The following is a 16,278-nucleotide window of genomic DNA, read 5'->3' as shown; positions in this document are numbered from 1 at the left end:
GGCCGGGCGGCGGTCGCCGCCGCCCGGCCGGCCGGAGAGAGGGGAGAGCGGAGATGTGTCCGGGCGTTCCGGAGCGGATCCTGGAGGTGCACGAGGACGCGGGGCTGCGCATGGGCACCGTCGACTTCGGCGGCGTACGGCGCGAGGTGTGTCTCAGCTGTACGCCCGACGCGGACGTCGGGACGTGTGTGGTCGTGCACGTCGGATTCGCGATCACCGAGGTGGACGAGGCCACAGGGCCGGGAGGCGCCGCGGATCGTCCGCCGCGGCGTCCCGGCCGGCCGCGACCGGGCCCGACCGGCCCGGTCCTGGGGCCGTACGGCCCCTGCCGTGGACGCCGGGACCGGCCGGACGCTGGAAGTCAGGGGCAGGCAACCGCCTTGACGGAGGAGGAACGCGATGACCCGCACGGCGGCCCCGGCGGTACTGGACCGCGACGGCCTCGACGCCTTGGTCGCGGCCCTGGTGGCCGACGGCAGGACCGTCGTCGGACCGACGGTCCGTGACGGCGCGATCGTGCTCGCGGAGCTGGACTCGGCCGCCGAGTTGCCCTACGGCTGGGGGGTCGAGCTGGAGGCCGGCCGGTACCGGCTCGTCCCCCGCGAGGACGGCGCCGCGTTCGCGCACAGCGCGGGCCCGCAGTCCTGGAAGAACTACCTCCACCCGCCGCGGGAGAAGCTGTGGAGCGCCGACCGGACGGCCGACGGCGCGCAGGTGTTCACCCCGCACCCGCCCGAGGCGCCGGCGTACGCCTTCCTCGGGGTCCGACCCTGTGACCTGCGGGCCATCGCGATCCAGGACCGGGTCCTGACCGGCGGCCGGTACACGAGCGGCGGCTACGGCGAGCGTCGCGGACGGGCGCTGCTGATCGCGGCCGAGTGCACCGAGCCCGGCGCCACCTGCTTCTGTGTGTCGACGGGCGGCGGCCCCGCCGCCGATCCCGGGTACGACCTCGCGCTCACCGAGGTCGTGGACGAGGACGGGCACCGCTTCCTCGTCCGGGTCGGCAGCGACGAGGGTGCCCGGCTGCTGGACCGGGTGCCGCACCGCGTGGCCGACGCGGGCACCCGGGACACCGCCCGCGCCTCGGTGGACGCGGCGCGTGAGCGCATGGGCCGGTCCCTGCCCCCGGTCGACCTGCGGACGCTGCTGGGCGCGAGCCTGGAGGCCGAGCGCTGGGACGACGTCGCCGCCCGTTGTCTGAGCTGCGGCAACTGCACGATGGTCTGCCCGACCTGCTTCTGTGTCACCACCGAGGAGGTCACCGACCTGACCGGTGACCACACCGAGCGCTGGCAGCGCTGGGACTCCTGCTTCGACCTGGACTTCTCCGCTCTGCACGAGGGCCCGGTGCGCTCCTCGGGGCGCTCCCGCTACCGGCAGTGGCTCACCCACAAGCTCGGCACCTGGCACGACCAGTTCGGCACCTCCGGATGCGTGGGCTGCGGGCGGTGCATCGTCTGGTGCCCGACCGGCATCGACATCACGGAGGAGGTCGCCGCGCTGGACGCGGAACTCGACCCCGACCGCCGCGAGCCCGCCCCGGAGGCATGAGCGATGAGCGTCTCCCCCATGCTGCGCCTGGCCCACGCGCTGCCTCCCGAGCATCGTGACCGGCTGCTGCGCGTCGCTCGCGAGGTCGACCTGCCGCCGGGCCTGCGGCTGTTCGAGGAGGGCGCACGCGCCGACCGCTTCTGGGTCGTGCGGAACGGCCGCGTCGCCCTCGATCTGCACGTACCCGGTCGTCGCGCGCCGGTGATCGAGACCCTGGGCACCGACGACCTGGTGGGCTGGTCCTGGCTGTACGAGCCGTACGTCTGGCAGCTCGGCGCCGAGACCGTCACCCGGGTGGCGGCGCACGAGTTCGACGCCGTCGCCGTGCGCCGGATGTGCGAGGAGGACGCCGAGTTCGGCCGGGCCGTCGGTCACTGGGTGGGCCGGGTCGTGTCGCAACGGCTCAACGCGGCCCGCGCGCGTCTGGTGGACCTGTACGGCCGCTCGCCCGGCGGGGGTGCGTGATGACCGCCGTGCCCGTCCCGTATGTCGTGGTCGACCGGCGGCGGGAGACCCCGGAGACGGTCACGCTGCGGTGTGAACCGGTCGGCGAGACGCTGGCGGACTTCGCACCGGGACAGTTCGCGATGGTGCACTGTTTCGGCCGGGGCGAGATCCCCCTGTCGGCCAGCTCCGTCCAGGGCACGGGCGGCCTCGCGCACACCGTCCGGGGTGTGGGCGCCGTCTCGGACGGGCTGTGCGCGGCCCGGACCGGTGACGTACTGGGCCTGCGCGGGCCGTACGGCACCGGCTGGGAGGTCGGGCGGGCGCGCGGCCGGGACGTCCTGGTGGTGGCGGGCGGCATCGGCCTGGCTCCGCTGCGCCCGCTGGTCCTGAGCGTGCTCGCCGAGCCCGGGGCGTACGGCCGGCTCAGCGTGCTCGTCGGGGCCCGTACGCCGGGCGACCTGATCGGCCGGGAGGAGATCGACGGCTGGCCGACGGCGTTCACCGGGGTGACCGTCGACCGGCCCGACCCCGGCTGGCGGGAAGATGTCGGCGTGGTCACCCAGCTCCTGGGCCGGGCACCGTTCGAGCCCGCCGACACCTGGGCCTTCGTCTGCGGCCCCGAGCCGATGATCCGCGCCACCGCCAGGGACCTCGCTCACCGCGGGGTGCCCGCGGAACGGATCCGAGTGTCCTTGGAGCGGAACATGCGGTGCGCGACGGGAACGTGCGGCCACTGCCAGCTCGGTCCGCTGCTGGTGTGCCGGGACGGTCCGGTCGTCGGCTGGGACCGCGCCGAACCCCTTCTGTCCGTGAGGGAGTTGTGAGATGACCGTGCCGAGGCTCGCCGTGTTCAAACTCGCCTCCTGCGACGGCTGCCAGCTGACCCTGCTGGACTGCGAGGACGAACTCCTCGCGCTGGCGGGGCAGGTGGACGTCGCCCACTTCCTGGAGGCATCCAGCGCGGTGGGGGACGGACCGTACGACCTGGCTCTCGTCGAGGGTTCGGTCACCACCGCCGAGGACGCGGAGCGGATCCGGGAGATCCGGGCCGCCTCGCGTCGACTGGTCACCATCGGGGCCTGCGCCACCGCCGGGGGCATCCAGGCGCTGCGCAACTACGCGGACGTCGAGGAGTACCGGCGGGTCGTCTACGCGCATCCGGAGTACGTCTCCACCCTGGCCACGTCCACACCGGTGTCGGCCCATGTGGACGTCGACTTCGAACTGCGCGGCTGTCCGATCGACAAGCGGCAGCTCATCGAGGTGATCACCGCGTTCCTCGCCGGTCGCCGGCCGGACGTGCCCGACCACAGTGTGTGCTTCGAGTGCAAGCGGCGCGGCACGGTCTGCGTGATCGTCGCCCACGGTACGCCCTGCCTCGGGCCGGTCACCCAGGCCGGCTGCGGGGCCCTGTGCCCGGCGTACGGGCGGGGCTGCTACGGCTGCTTCGGGCCCGCGGGCACGGTGAACCTGCCCGCGCTGATTCCCGTGCTGCGCCGGGACGGCCTCGACGAGGACGCCACCGACCGCTTGCTGCACACCTTCAACGCCCTTGCCTTCGAAGAGGAGTTGACGAAGTGACCCATCGCGGTTCCCGAGTCCTGCACGTCGGTTCGCTCGCCCGGGTGGAGGGCGAGGGCGCGCTGCGGCTGAGCGTCCACGGCGGTACGGTGCGCGAGGCCCGGCTCGACATCTACGAACCGCCCCGGTTCTTCGAGGCGTTCCTGCGTGGCCGGGCGTACACCGAGCCGCCCGACCTCACCGCCCGGGTGTGCGGAATCTGCCCGGTGGCGTACCAGATGAGCGCGTGCGCGGCCGTCGAGGACGCCTGCGGCGTCACCGTCGACCCGCGAATCCGTGACCTGCGCAGGCTGCTGTACTGCGGCGAGTGGATCGAGAGCCACACCCTGCACGTCTACCTGCTGCACGCGCCGGACTTCCTGGGCCGGGCGAGCGCGATCGAGCTGGCGCGCACGCACCGGGCGGAGGTCGAGCGGGGGCTGAGGCTGAAGAAGGCGGGCAACTCCCTGATGGAGCTGCTGGGCGGACGGGCCGTCCATCCCGTCAACGTGCGGCTCGGGGGCTTCCACCGCACTCCGACCCGGGCCGAACTGCGGCCGCTGGCGGAGGAGTTGCGGAGAGCTCTCGACGACGCACTGGAGACCGTGCGCTGGGTGGCCGGATTCGAGTTTCCCGAGGCCCGGGTCGATGCCGACCTGTTCGCGCTGGCCTCTGACGACACGTACGCCATCGAGGGCGGCACCCCGACCGTGCTGCGCTCCGACGGTACGCTCCGGTCCTTCCCGGTACGGGACTTCACCGACCACGTCACCGAGACCCAGGTGCCGCACTCCACGGCTCTGCACGCCCGACTGGACGGGCGACGCCATCTCACCGGTGCCCTCGCCAGGTTCGCGGTGGGCGGGCGCCTGCTGTCGCCGCTGACGAGGGAGGCCGCCCGTGCGGCGGGGCTCGGCGATCCGGGCGAGGGCGTGATGTGCCGCAACCCCTTCCGGTCGATCCTGGTGCGGGCCGTGGAGGTCGTGTACGCCGTCGACGAGGCGCTGCGGATCATCGACGCGTACGAGCCGCCGCCACGCCCGTACACCGAGGTGCCGCCGACCGCCGGGGTCGGCCACGGAGCCACCGAGGCCCCGCGCGGACTGCTCTACCACCGCTACGCGCTCGACGCGGACGGCATCCTCACCGACGCCCGGCTCGTGCCTCCCACCGCCCAGAACCAGGGCGCCATCGAGGACGACCTGCTGCGCCTCGCCCAGGCCGCGATCACCGACGGCGACCCGGACGACGCGGAGCTGACGGTCCTGTGCGAGCGGGCGATCCGCAACCACGACCCCTGCATCTCGTGCTCCACCCACTTCCTCGACCTGACCGTCGTCCGCACCTGAAGGAGGCCCCGATGCCTGACTCGCCGTACACCGTGAGCGATGTGATGACGCATACCGTCGTCGCCGTGGGACGTGATGCGCCCTTCAAGGAGATCGTCCAGCTGTTCGACCAGTGGAAGGTCAGCGCCCTGCCCGTACTGGAGGGCGAGGGCCGGGTCGTCGGGGTGGTCTCGGAGGCCGACCTGCTGCACAAGGAGGAGTTCCGGGACGCCGACGACACCCGGGGCGAGTTCGCGGACCGTCTCAAGGCGGGTGCGGTGACGGCCGGTGAGCTGATGAACGCCCCCGCCGTCTCGGTCCACGCCGACGCCACGCTGGCCGAGGCCGCCCGCATCATGGCGCGCCGCAAGGTCAAGCGGCTCCCGGTCGTCGACCGGGTCGGCATGCTCCAGGGCGTGGTCAGCCGCGGGGACCTGCTCAAGGTGTTCCTCCGCCCCGACGAGGAGATGGCCGAGGAGATACGCGATTCCGTCCTCACCTCGCTCCCGTCCACGGAGGCGATCACGGTCACCGTCACGGAGGGCGTGGTGACGCTGGGCGGTTCGCTGCCCGAACGCGGACTCGTGCCCGTCCTGGCCCGTGCCGTGCGGGCGGTCGAGGGTGTCGTCGACATCCGTCTCGACCTCTCGCACCGCTGATCTCCCGGGCCGGGCCCGACGACTCGCTCGAGGTCTCCATGCAGTGCCTGGACGAATACCACGACCCCGGGCTCGGCCGGCAACTGCTGGACGAACCGGCGGGCATCGCCACACGGCCGTGGCGGATCATGGAGGTGTGCGGGGGCCTGGCTCTTCGTCGACACCACCGGCGTCGGGCAGCGGCACGGTGCGTTGCGTCCGTCCGCGGCCCTCGCCCGCCCCGGGGACGCGGTGCTGCCGTCCGGGCCGATCGGACTGCACGGCACGAGCGTCCTCAGCACCCGCGAGGGGGTCGCTTCGAGAGCGACATCGCCTCGGACAGCCGCCCGCTGCACCGCCTCGTGGAGGCGCTCGCGCACGGGACCCCGGACGTGCATGCCCTGCGCGACCCGACCCGGGGCGGCCTGGCCGCCGCGCTCAAGGAGGTGGCCCGGGACTCCCGGGTCGCCGTCGAGATCGACGAGGGCGCGGTCCCGGTGCCCGAGGCAGTCGCGTCCGCCCGCGACCTGCTCGGCCCGGATCCGCAGACCGTCGCCGACGGGGGTGTCTGGTGGCTTTCGTCTCGGCGCCGGTGGCCGAGGAGGCCCTGGCCGCGATGCGGTCCCTGCCGGAGGGCGCGCGGGCGGTGCGGATCGGTGAGGTGGCGGCGCGAGGACCGGCCGGGCGGGTGACCCTGCGGACGCGGGTGGGCGCGCCGGCGGACCGTCGGACTTCCAGGCAGCCTCCGGCAGGCTCAGCGTCAGCTCGTCCGCTGTCCCCACTGCGGGCCGATCCGCGCCCACTCCGTGTCCCACGCCGCCATCCGCCGTCGTTCGGCGCGCCGGTGGACGACCCAGCCGAGGCAGGAGACGGTCACGGCGGTGCCGACGGCGGTGACCGTGCCCAGGGCGACGCCCTGGAGCGCCGCGTCGTCCCTGTCGAGGGGCGCGGGTACGACATTGCCGTGACGGTCCAGCCACACCCGGACCCTGGCGCCGCCGTCCGTTCCTGGCTCGACACGGGCCGACCCCGTCCGGGGGGAGCCGTCGGCCTCCGTCCAGCGCACCTCGGCCCACACCTTGCCGCCGGTACCGGCGGTCGCGGAGACGGTGGCGGGAGCGTCCTCGGTGAGGACCGCGGCGACAGGCTGCCGCTCGGCCCTCCGCTCGTTCAGGTTCCGCTCCACGTCGTGCGCGGTCGCCGCGCCGACAAAGGCGCCCACGGCGACGGCGAGCCCGCAGACCGCCAGCAGCAGCCGGCCCTCCACGACGTCGCTCCGGCGCCGGAGCGGGTTCGCCCGCCAGCGCCACAGCCACAGTCTCCGCGGCGCGCGGTGACGACTGCGAGCCATCGTTCGACACCCCCTCGCCCTTCTCGTGGGTCGTGAGGACCCGCCGGACACGGCAGTGCCCTTCAGGGAAATCTCCCAGTGCGCCGCCCGGACGGGCAGGGGCCGACCGGGTCCTTCTCCGGGGCCTGCCGGGCCGCACCGGACCCGACCGGCCCCGTGGCTCCGGGGGGAGGGGCCGTCCGTCCCCCTCCCTGGACTGTGCGGCCCCGGGCCGGACCGTCGCCTGTGCGGGACGCTGGGATCGGAGCCCTGCGCCGACCGAAGGCCCGTCCAGCGAGCGGAGCCGTGCCGGACGGGGCGAGGAGGCCGGCTGATGCGTGGGCGACTGGCACGGTACGGAACGGACGCGCTGCTGTTGGCGGTGACCACGGCGGCGCTCGTCGTCGGCGGGATCGCCTGGCTGGCGGGCGCGCCCGAGGTGGCGGATCTGTGCTGGGCGGCCGGGACCGTGGCGGCGGTGGCGCCCTCGGTGATCTGGATCCTGCGCGCCCTGCACCAGGGACACGCGGGCGTCGACGTGATCGCCGTCCTCGCCCTGGGCGGCACGCTCGCCGTGCGCGAGTACCTGGCCGGGGCCCTGATCGCGGTGATGCTCGCGACCGGCCGGGCGCTGGAGGCGGCGGCGCGGCGGCGGGCCTCCCGCGATCTGAGCGCGCTGGTGCGGCACGCCCCGCGATCGGCGCGCCGCCGCATCGGGGCCGAGGCGCGCACGGTCGCACTGGCCGAAGTCGCGGTGGACGATCTGCTGGTGGTCGGACCCGGCGAGGTCGTCCCCGTCAACGGGCGGGTCGTCGACCGCTTCGCCGTCCTGGACGAGTCGGTGCTCACCGGTGAGTCCCTGCCCGTCGAGCACGGCCGGGGAGAACTGGTGCGCAGCGGGGCCGTCAACGCGGGTACCGCCTTCGAACTGCGGGCCACCGCCACCGCGGAGGACAGCGCCTACGCCGAGATCGTCCGGCTCGCCCGGCAGGCCGGTGCCGAGACCGCCCCCGTGGTGCGGCTGGCCGACCGGTACGCCGCCTGGTTCGTGCCGCTGAGCCTGGTCGTGGCGGGTCTGGCCTGGCTGATCGGGGGGTCGGCGACGTCCGCGGTCGCGGTGCTGGTGGTCGCCACACCCTGTCCGTTGCTGCTCGCCGCCCCGGTGGCGATCGTCTCGGGACTCTCGCGGGCCGCCCGCCGGGGAGTCGTCGTCCGTGACGGCGGTGCCCTGGAGAGCCTCGGCCGGGCCCGCACCCTGGTTCTGGACAAGACGGGCACACTCACAGCGGGGCGTCCCCGTGTCGTGGACGTCGCCGCGGCCCCGGGCGGCGAACCGGCGGAGGTACTGCGCCGGGCCGCCTCCCTCGACCGGTTCTCCCCGCACGTCCTCGCCCAGGCCCTCGTGGACGAGGCACATCGGCGCGGACTGGAACTGTCCATGCCCGCGGACGTCCACGAGGAACCGGGGCGCGGCGCCACCGGCTCCGTGGACGGTCGTGCCCTCTTCGTGGGCCGGATGCCCGTCGGGCAGGAGACCGCCGCATGGGTCCGCGCGGTCGACAACCGGTCCGTGCTCGACGGGGCGACCGTGGTCTGGGTGACGGTGGACGGTGAGGTGGCCGGTGCCGTCCTGCTGCGTGATCCCCTGCGCCGGGACGCTCCGAGGACGCTGCGGCGGCTGCGGGCGGCCGGCATCGGGCGCCTGACGATGCTCACCGGCGACCGCCCGGAACCCGCCCACGAGGTCGCCACCGTCCTCGGGCTCGACGACGTGCGGACCGGGCAGTCCCCCGCCGACAAGGTCGCCGCGGTCCGGGCCGAACGCGCCCACGCCGTCACCGTGATGGTCGGCGACGGCGTCAACGACGCTCCGGCGCTGGCCGCCGCCGACGTCGGGGTCGCCATGGGGGCGCGCGGCTCCAGCGCGTCCTCCGAGGCGGCCGACATCGTGCTCACCACGGATCGGGTGGACCGGCTCGCCGACGCCATGGGCATCGCCGTACGTGCCCGTCGCATCGCCGTGCAGAGCGCGCTGGGCGGCATGGTCATGTCGCTGGCCGCGATGGTGGCGGCGGCCTTCGGGTTGCTGCCTCCGGCCGCCGGAGCCCTCCTCCAGGAGGGCATCGACGTCGCCGTCATCCTCAACGCGCTACGCGCGCTGCTCCCGGCCCGCGACGGCGCCCAGGTGCTCACGCCCACCGCGGAGGAGCTGGTGCACCGGTTCGCGGCCGAGCACGACGACCTCCGGGAGGTGGTCGAGGCTGTCCGGGCGGCGGCGGACCGGCTGTCGCAGGCCCCGCAGGGCCAGGCGCGGGAATCCGTCGAGCAGGTGCACCGGCTGCTGACCGAGCGGCTGCTGCCGCACGAGCACGCCGAGGAGCACCAGCTCTACCCCGCGCTCGCCGACTCGCTGGGAGGCCCGGAGGCGACGGCCACGATGAGCAGGGCCCACGCCGAGATCGACCGTCTCGCCGACCGCATCGCCACGCACCTCACGCTCACCGACGCGGACGGCGGGCTCCGCCCGGAGAACCTCGACGACCTCCGGGCCTGCCTGTACGGGCTGTACGGCGTCCTGCGGTTGCACTTCGACCAGGAGGAGGAGAACTACTTCTCGCTGGCGCCGTGAGGGACCTGGCCGGAGCAGCGCGGAAGAGGCGAAACACACGGTACGGCGGGCGGCCCGCCGCCCGCCGTACCGCCCGCTGCCCCCTTCCAGGTCAGAGCCTCTCCCCCTGGGGCGCCCCCAGCAGCTCCTTGGCGATCCGGCCCGCCCACGCCTCGATCGCGGGAAAGTCCCGGAAGTCGCCCCCCTTGCCGGACTCCACGATGCGGTGGGCGATGAAGCCCTTCGCGCCCTTCTCCAGGCAGCCGCCGAAGGTGATGTGCTCCCTGGCGTCGAACCGGATCATGGCCCTGCGGACGCCGGGCACGGGCGGGATGTCCCGCTCGGAGGCGGAGGCGTCGAGGGGCCCGCTGCTGAACAGCCACAGCGGGCGGGCGGGCAGTTCGCGGCGGTGCCGGCGCAGGAAGCGGCGGGCGTTCTTCTGCCAGCGGCCGGCGTAGACCCCGCCGCCGACCACGACGGCGTCGTACGGCAGCAGGGTGACGACGGATTCGGCGGGCCGGGCCTCGGCCGTCAGCCCCTCCTTGTCCAGGGTCTCGGCGATGGTCTCGGCGATCCGGGCGGTGGATCCGTTGGTCGTCCCGTAGGCGACCAGGACTTTGGCGTTCATGACGTTGAGCCTCCCTCTCACGGCCCTGCGCGCCGGCCCGCCCTCGCGGACCGCGCGTCACGGCCTGCGGTTCACAGCCTGCGCAGCCAGGGGTCCGCGACGCCTTGCAGGGCCTGTTCGGCGGGTTCGATTCGTGCGTCGTCCAGCCGCCAGGTGAGTTTGTCGACGACGCCGACCACCCCGTCGATCTGGCGGGTCATCGAGACGGCGATCTCCGTCTCGCTCTTGCGTTCCATCTGGCCCGAGAGGGTGACGACGCCCTGGTCCACGGACACGTCGACGCTGTGCGGGGCCAGCCACAGGCTGCGCACCACCACCTCCCGGGTCACGGTGGAGCGGATCTCCTCGTCGGGCCGCAGGAAGACCTGGAGCAGGTCGCGCCGGGTCACGATGCCGACGAGGCGTTCCTCCTCGTCCACGACGGGCAGCCGCTCCACGCGGTGCTGGGCCATGGTCCGGGCCGCCTCGACGACGGTGTCCTCCGCGTGCACGGTGATCGGCGGCTCGGTCATCAGCCGGCCCGCGGTACGGGCCTCCGCCTTGGCGGCCTGCCGTCGTGCCCTGCGGGTCAGCGCGCCGAAGGGGTGGCGCCTGCGCGGCTCGTAGGGGTCGGGGGCCTCGGCCTGCCTGGCCATCAGATCGGTCTCGGAGATGACCCCGATGACCTTGTCGTCGTCGTCGATCACCGGAAGTCCGCTGATCCGGTGGTCGGCGAGCAGTCGGGCGACCTCCTTGAACGGGGTGTCGTACTCGGCACGGACGACGTCGGTCGTCATCACGGAGCCGACCTTGTCATGCTTCATGGCTCTTCCCTCCTCAGCGAAGGCGCCGCAAATAGGGATCCTGGGGCCTGCGGGGCAGCAGGCGCACGCGCGCGTCGAGCACGGAGACTCCGGCCGATGTCGCGAGAACGGGGTTGAAGTCGGCCTCGGCGAGCTGCGGCAGGTCGGCCGCCATCCGGGACAGCCCCAGCAGCAGCCGCTCCAGGCGTTCGAGGTCGACCGGTCCGCTGCCGCGCGCGCCGAACAGCAGCGGGGCGCAGCGCGGTGCGGTGATCAGGTCGTGGACGTCGTGGTCGGTGAGCGGGGCGAGCCGGGCGGCGTGGTCGCCGAGCACCTCGGTGGCGGTGCCGCCGAGTCCGAACAGCACGAGCGGGCCGAAGACCTCGTCCTGGACGACGCCCGCGAAGAGTTCGGTGCCGCGTGGGGCGAGCGGCTGGACGACCACGCCGGTCAGCAGGTCACCGAAGCGGGTCTCGAAGTCACGGAAGGCGGCGCGGACCTGCGAGTCGCCCTGGAGGTCGAGGTGGACCGCGCGCTGTTCGCTCTTGTGTACGAGACCCGGCCAGTGGGCCTTCATGACCACGCGGCCGTCGGGGCCGCGCAGCCGGTCGGCGGCGAGGACGGCGGCGTCCTCGGTCTCGGCCCAGGCCCACGGGATCTGCGGGATGCCGTAGCAGGACATCAGGTCGGCGCAGGTCCGCGGGTCGAGCCAGCCGCCGTCCGGGTGGACGGACAGGAACGTCTCGACGATGTCGTGGGCGCGGCTCGTGTCGATGCCGTCCAGGTGCGGCACGGTTCCGGCCGGGCGGGCCAGCCAGGCGGCGCGGTGGGCTGCGTGGGTCAGGGCCCGTGCCGCGGCCTGGGGTTCGGCGTAGGAGGGGACGGTGCCGCCGCCGGTGGCGGGCAACAGCCTGACCGGCAGGTCCTGTTCGAGTCGTACCGCGACGACCGGTTTCGGCCTGGGGCCGGGGGCGTCGGTGAGGGCCCTGATGAGGTCGTCGCCGGTCGCCGCGGCGACGGCCGTGGGGACGAGGGCCAGCAGCACGGCGTCGATCCCGCCGTGCCGCAGCACCCGTTCCACGGCGTCCCCCAGCTGTTCCTCCGTGACGGCGGCGGTGGCGTCCACGGGGTTGCCGACGGAAGCGCCGCAGGGCAGCACGGCCAGCAGGTCGTCGACGAGTTCGGGGGTGAACGCCGGGAGGAGCAGTCCGGCCTCCACACAGGCGTCGGCGGCCAGGACGCCCGCGCCTCCGGCGTTGGTGAGGATGGCGACGCGGAATCCCTTCGGCAGGGGCTGGGAGTGCAGGAGGGCGGCGGTTTCGAGGAGTTCGCCGACCGAGCCGGTGGCGGTGACACCGGCCTGGGTGAACAGGGCCCGGCGGGTCATGGTCGGGGTGGCGGCGGCGGCCGTGTGCGAGGCGGCGGCCCGCCGCCCGGCCTCGGTGCGGCCCGCGTCGACGGTGAGCACCGGCATACGGCGGGTCACCCGGCGCGCGGTGCGCGAGAACGCCCTGGGGTTGCCGAAGGACTCCAGGTGGAGCAGGGCGAGGTCGGTGCGGCCGTCGCTCTCCCACCACTGGAGCATGTCGTTGCCGCTGACGTCGTACTTGTCGCCGAGCGAGGCGAAGGACGACACTCCGATGCCGAGCCGGGAGAGCCCGTCGAGCAGAGCGATGCCCACCCCGCCGGACTGCACGGCGACACCGGCGGTGCCGGGGCTCGGATGACCGGCGGCGAAGGTCGCGTCGAGGCGGACGGCGGGGTCGGTGTGCGAGATGCCCAGGCAGTTGGGGCCGACGAGGCGCATACCGTGTGCGCGGCAGGCCTCCCGCAGAGCGCGCGCCTGGGCACGGTCCAGGCCCGCCGTCACCACCAGCAGGGCCCGTACGCCGGCCTTGCCGCACTCCTCGGCCGTGGCGGGGATCGCGGCGGCGGGTACGGCGACCACCGCGAGGTCGGGGGTCTGGGGCAGTGCGGCGACGGACGGGTGGCACGGCACGCCGAGGAGGGATGTGGCGGCGGGGTTCACCGCGAACAGCCGTCCGGTGAACCCGCCGGTGCGCAGGTGGTGCAGGACTGCGCGTCCGACGGATCCCGGCTTGCGGCCCGCCCCGATCACGGCGACGGTGCGGGGTCGCAGCAGCGGTTCCAGGCTGGCGACGTCGGCGGCCCGGCCGCGGGCCTCGACGGCCGTGAGGTAGGTGTCGTCCTCGGTCAGGGTGATGGTGCAGCGCACCTCGGGGCCGTCGAAGCTGCGGGACATGCTCAGCCCGAGGTCGGAGAAGAGCCGGAGCACCTCGCTGTTCTCGCTGAGCGCGTCGGCGGTGAAGGTGGTGACCCCCTCCGCGCGGGCGGCCGAGACGAGATGCTCGATCAGCAGGGTGCCGACGCCCCGGTGGTGCAGTCCGTCGGCGACCGCGATGGAGATCTCGGCGGTGCCTGCGTCCTCGCCGGTTTCGTACTCGGCGAGGCCGATCACCTGGCCGGCGCGCTCCGCCAGGAGCGCCCGGTACCCCTGACGCGGTGGGGCACAGGCCCGGTCCGCCGCCAGCTTGGCCGAACGCCGGCTCGCCGCGAAGAACCGCAGCCGCAGGTTCTCCGAGGACATCTCCTCGTAGAGTCCTTGGAGCTGATCGTGATCGCCTCGCTCCACGGCCCGGATGCGAACGGTCGTTCCATCCGCGAGCAGGGCGTGGACAGGGGGGCGGCTGAGCAGGTCGTCCGTCATGGCAGGTCTCCTCCGGGCCGGTGACACTTCGAGCATCCAGCGGATCGGAAGGTGATTCCATGGGCTGTCCGGGGCGGGCAGGGGGCCGGTCGGCCCTCGGTGGGAGGGCCCGGCAGCCCTCCGTCAGTCCGGCAGGGCGAGCGTGCGGGACTCCCCCGGCGCGACCGAGACGGTGCGGTCGCCGAGGGCCACGGTGATGGGGTCGCGGTCGGAGTCGGGCACGGTGATGTGCAGTTGTCCGGACCGCAGCCGCAGGTGCACGCCCCAGTGGCCCCGGTAGCGGATGGAGAACCCGTACTCGGACAGCTCCGGGATCGGCACGGGGGTGAGCCTCAGCGTGTCGCCGCGCGTCTCCAGTCCGGTCAGACCGCGCTGCACGAGGTCGAGGGTGCCCGCCATGGCGCCGAGGTGGATGCCCTCGCCGGTGGTGCCGCCCTGCAGGTCGGCGATGTCGCCGGCGAGCGCTTCCTGGACGAAGGTCCACGCCTCCGAGCGGCGGGCCCTGGCGAGTACCCAGCCGTGCACGAGCGCGCTGAGCGTGGAGCCGTGGGACGTACGGGCCAGGTAGTAGTCCACCGTCCGCCGCCAGGTCTCGTCGTCGAGCCGGTACCCGAGCCGGTCGAAGAGCGCGCGCAGTTCGGCGGGTGAGAAGAGATGGCCGAGCATCAGCGCGTCGGCCTGCTTGGACGCCTTGTACCGGTTGACGGTGTCGCCCTCGGCCTCCAGGATCCGGTCCAGCCGTCGGATGTCGCCGTACTTCGCCGTGTACGCCGCCCAGTCGAGTTCGGCGAGCTCGCCGTACCCCTCGAACTGGCTGATCACACCGGCGTGGAACGGTACGTGGAGGGAGCGGGAGACGTCCTCCCACAGTTCGAGCTCGCCTCCGTCGAAGCCGGTGCGGTCGGCGAGCTCGCGGCGGCGCGGCCACGGGAGCGTCTCCAGCAGTTCGCAGGCGCGGGCGAGGACCCAGGCAGCGGTGACATTGGTGTACGTGTTGTCGTCGAGTCCCGGCCGGTCGGCCCCGGGGTATGCCTCGTGGTATTCGTCGGGCCCGACGACACCGCGGACGCGGTAGCGGCCGAGGCCCTCGTCCCAGGTGGCCGCGTTCGCCCAGAAACGGGCGATCTGGAGCAGCATCTCGGCGCCCTTGGTGTGCAGGAACTCGGTGTCGCCGCTGGCTTCGTAGTACCGCCACACGTTGTAGGCGATGGCCGATCCCACATGGTGCTGCAGGTGCGAGTGGTCGGGAAGCCAGCGCCCCGAACGCGGGTTGAGGTGCAGTCGCTGGGTCTCCTCACGGCCGTCGCTCGCGCTCTGCCAGGGGTACATGGCCCCGGTCCGCCCGATGTCCCTGGCCGCGGTCAGGGCCCGCGCCAGGCGGCGGTGACGATAGGTCAGCAGTGCCCGGGAGACCTCGGGGAAGTGCAGGTTCAGATAGGGCAGGACGAACAGTTCGTCCCAGAAGACGTGTCCGCGGTAGGCCTCGCCGTGCAGTCCGCGCGCGGGGACGCCGACGTCGAGGTCGGCGGTGTGCGGGGAGAGCGTCTGCAGGACGTGGAACAGATGCAGCCGGAGGATGTGGCCCGCCTTCCCGGGCACCTGCAGATCGGCACGCCGCCACAGCAGGTCCCACGCGGTGAGGTGGGACTCCAGCAGCTCGTCGAAGCCGGGGGCGTGGCCGACCCGGTCGACGGCCGCCTGGAGCGGGTCGTCGATCGCCGGGTCGCGTGAGGTGAACAGGGCGACGGTCTTGTCCACGGTGACGGTGCGGCCGGGCGCCAGTGCGAGGCGGAAACGCTGGACGGCCCGCCGCCCCGCGTGCCGGGCCTCGGACGGCTCCCCGCTCGCGCTGACGGTCCGTGCCGCCATGCCGATACGGATGTCGGAGGCGCTGGTGCGGCAGCGCAGCCACACCGTGTCGGCGTCCGCCGAGTCGGAGTGGACGTGCACGAGGTGCCTGGCCTCCAGGTCCCGGTAGCGCGCCACTCCGGTGTTGCGCACCCGGCCGTCCAGGGTGGCCTCCACCTCCAGTTCCCCCGAGAAGTCCTCGGCGGTGAACTCCGTGCGCAGCGCGGCGAGATGAGGGTCCCCCATGTGCACCAGCCGCAGCTGTCGTACCCGCAGACGGCGTCCGGCGCCGTCCTCGTACGTGGAGCGGCGCTCCAGGAGGCCGGTCCACAGGTCCAGGCCCAGGCCGTGGTCGAGCAGCCGGTGGCGGTCCGGGGTCAGCCAGTCGCCGCCGGTGAGACGGAAGCGCAGCGGCAGCCAGTTGGGCAGGTTGACCATGTCCTCGTTCTCGACGTGGTGGCCCGCCACCTCGGAGGTGAGCCGGTCGTAGCAGCCGGCCGCGTAGGTGCCCGGGTAGTGCACGGAGTCGGCGCCGCACTCGGGCAGTGCGCCGCGGGTGGCGAAGTAGCCGTTGCCGAGGGTGCACAGCGCCTCGCGCAGGCCCTCCTGCCCCGGGTCGTAGCCCTGGTACTCCCAGATCCAGTCACGCATCCGGTCCTCCGGCACGTCGGGCTCCGCGCGGCCCGCTTCGCGGCGGGGCCGCGCGAAGCCCGTGGGCGTCCCATCGTTCTGTCGAGCCTAGGCCCGCCGGCCCCGGTTCGACGCGGGTACGGCGGCGGACGGGGGACAGTGCTTGCTCGTGCCTCCCGTGTGTCCTCCGTCGTCGG

At 73.8% G+C, this 16,278-nt stretch carries 13 protein-coding genes and 1 pseudogene; 9 read left to right on the top strand and 5 right to left on the bottom strand.

Annotated features, from left to right (window positions below; all coding sequences use genetic code 11):
- Positions 1–53: 53 nt before the first annotated feature.
- From E4N62_RS49045 to E4N62_RS42810, 8 genes and pseudogenes are all read left to right on the top strand, one after another.
- Positions 54–506 carry a HypC/HybG/HupF family hydrogenase formation chaperone gene (locus tag E4N62_RS49045; protein ID WP_308186277.1) on the top strand — a complete coding sequence of 151 codons (453 nt, stop codon included), beginning with the start codon at positions 54–56 and terminating at the stop codon, positions 504–506.
- Positions 400–1,554 (top strand): 4Fe-4S dicluster domain-containing protein, encoded by a 1,155-nt coding sequence (locus tag E4N62_RS42840; protein ID WP_230223556.1) that lies wholly within the window; start codon positions 400–402, stop codon positions 1,552–1,554. Before E4N62_RS49045 ends, E4N62_RS42840 begins: the two co-directional genes overlap by 107 nt.
- Positions 1,555–1,557: 3 nt before the next feature.
- Complete coding sequence (locus E4N62_RS42835; RefSeq protein ID WP_230223553.1) at positions 1,558–2,019, top strand: Crp/Fnr family transcriptional regulator; 462 nt, start codon at positions 1,558–1,560, stop codon at positions 2,017–2,019.
- On the top strand, positions 2,019–2,825 hold the full coding sequence (locus tag E4N62_RS42830) for an FAD/NAD(P)-binding protein (RefSeq protein ID WP_230223551.1): 807 nt from the start codon (positions 2,019–2,021) through the stop codon (positions 2,823–2,825). Before E4N62_RS42835 ends, E4N62_RS42830 begins: the two co-directional genes overlap by 1 nt.
- A 1-nt stretch (position 2,826) precedes the next feature.
- Positions 2,827–3,582 carry an oxidoreductase gene (locus tag E4N62_RS42825; protein WP_230223550.1) on the top strand — a complete coding sequence of 252 codons (756 nt, stop codon included), beginning with the start codon at positions 2,827–2,829 and terminating at the stop codon, positions 3,580–3,582.
- Entirely contained in the window at positions 3,579–4,910 is a 1,332-nt protein-coding gene (locus tag E4N62_RS42820; RefSeq protein ID WP_230223549.1) for a Ni/Fe hydrogenase subunit alpha, read from the top strand. Before E4N62_RS42825 ends, E4N62_RS42820 begins: the two co-directional genes overlap by 4 nt.
- An 11-nt stretch (positions 4,911–4,921) precedes the next feature.
- Positions 4,922–5,548 carry a CBS domain-containing protein gene (locus E4N62_RS42815; RefSeq protein ID WP_230223548.1) on the top strand — a complete coding sequence of 209 codons (627 nt, stop codon included), beginning with the start codon at positions 4,922–4,924 and terminating at the stop codon, positions 5,546–5,548.
- Positions 5,549–5,680: 132 nt separating this feature from the next.
- A pseudogene (locus E4N62_RS42810) lies at positions 5,681–6,242 on the top strand (AIR synthase-related protein); the annotation flags it as partial.
- Positions 6,243–6,287: 45 nt separating this feature from the next.
- On the opposite strand, the gene E4N62_RS42805 reads toward E4N62_RS42810, so the two are convergent.
- Positions 6,288–6,878: a hypothetical protein gene (locus E4N62_RS42805; RefSeq protein WP_230223547.1), complete on the bottom strand. Its 591-nt coding sequence runs from the start codon at positions 6,876–6,878 to the stop codon at positions 6,288–6,290.
- A 313-nt stretch (positions 6,879–7,191) separates the two neighbouring features.
- On the opposite strand from E4N62_RS42805, the gene E4N62_RS42800 reads away from it, so the two are divergent.
- The gene (locus E4N62_RS42800) at positions 7,192–9,486 is read left to right on the top strand and encodes a heavy metal translocating P-type ATPase (RefSeq protein ID WP_230223546.1); all 2,295 of its coding nucleotides are present in this window, start codon (positions 7,192–7,194) and stop codon (positions 9,484–9,486) included.
- 91 nt (positions 9,487–9,577) lie between these two features.
- On the opposite strand, the gene E4N62_RS42795 is transcribed toward E4N62_RS42800, so the two are convergent.
- The 4 genes from E4N62_RS42795 to E4N62_RS42780 form a co-directional block, all read right to left on the bottom strand.
- Positions 9,578–10,093 (bottom strand): flavodoxin domain-containing protein, encoded by a 516-nt coding sequence (locus E4N62_RS42795; RefSeq protein WP_230223545.1) that lies wholly within the window; start codon positions 10,091–10,093, stop codon positions 9,578–9,580.
- Between the two features lie 71 nt (positions 10,094–10,164).
- Positions 10,165–10,896, bottom strand: a complete 732-nt coding sequence (locus E4N62_RS42790; protein ID WP_230223543.1) for a CBS domain-containing protein — start codon at positions 10,894–10,896, stop codon at positions 10,165–10,167.
- 13 nt (positions 10,897–10,909) lie between these two features.
- On the bottom strand, positions 10,910–13,603 hold the full coding sequence (locus tag E4N62_RS42785; RefSeq protein ID WP_230223541.1) for a bifunctional GNAT family N-acetyltransferase/acetate--CoA ligase family protein: 2,694 nt from the start codon (positions 13,601–13,603) through the stop codon (positions 10,910–10,912).
- Between the two features lie 123 nt (positions 13,604–13,726).
- Positions 13,727–16,102, bottom strand: a complete 2,376-nt coding sequence (locus E4N62_RS42780; RefSeq protein WP_230223539.1) for a glycoside hydrolase family 65 protein — start codon at positions 16,100–16,102, stop codon at positions 13,727–13,729.
- Between the last annotated feature and the right edge of the window lie 176 nt (positions 16,103–16,278).

The organism is Streptomyces sp. MNU76 (assembly GCF_020982545.1).
In the GTDB taxonomy this organism is placed as follows: domain Bacteria; phylum Actinomycetota; class Actinomycetes; order Streptomycetales; family Streptomycetaceae; genus Streptomyces.
Note: the sequence above shows the minus strand (reverse complement) of the source record. Positions and strands in the feature narration are given on the sequence as shown.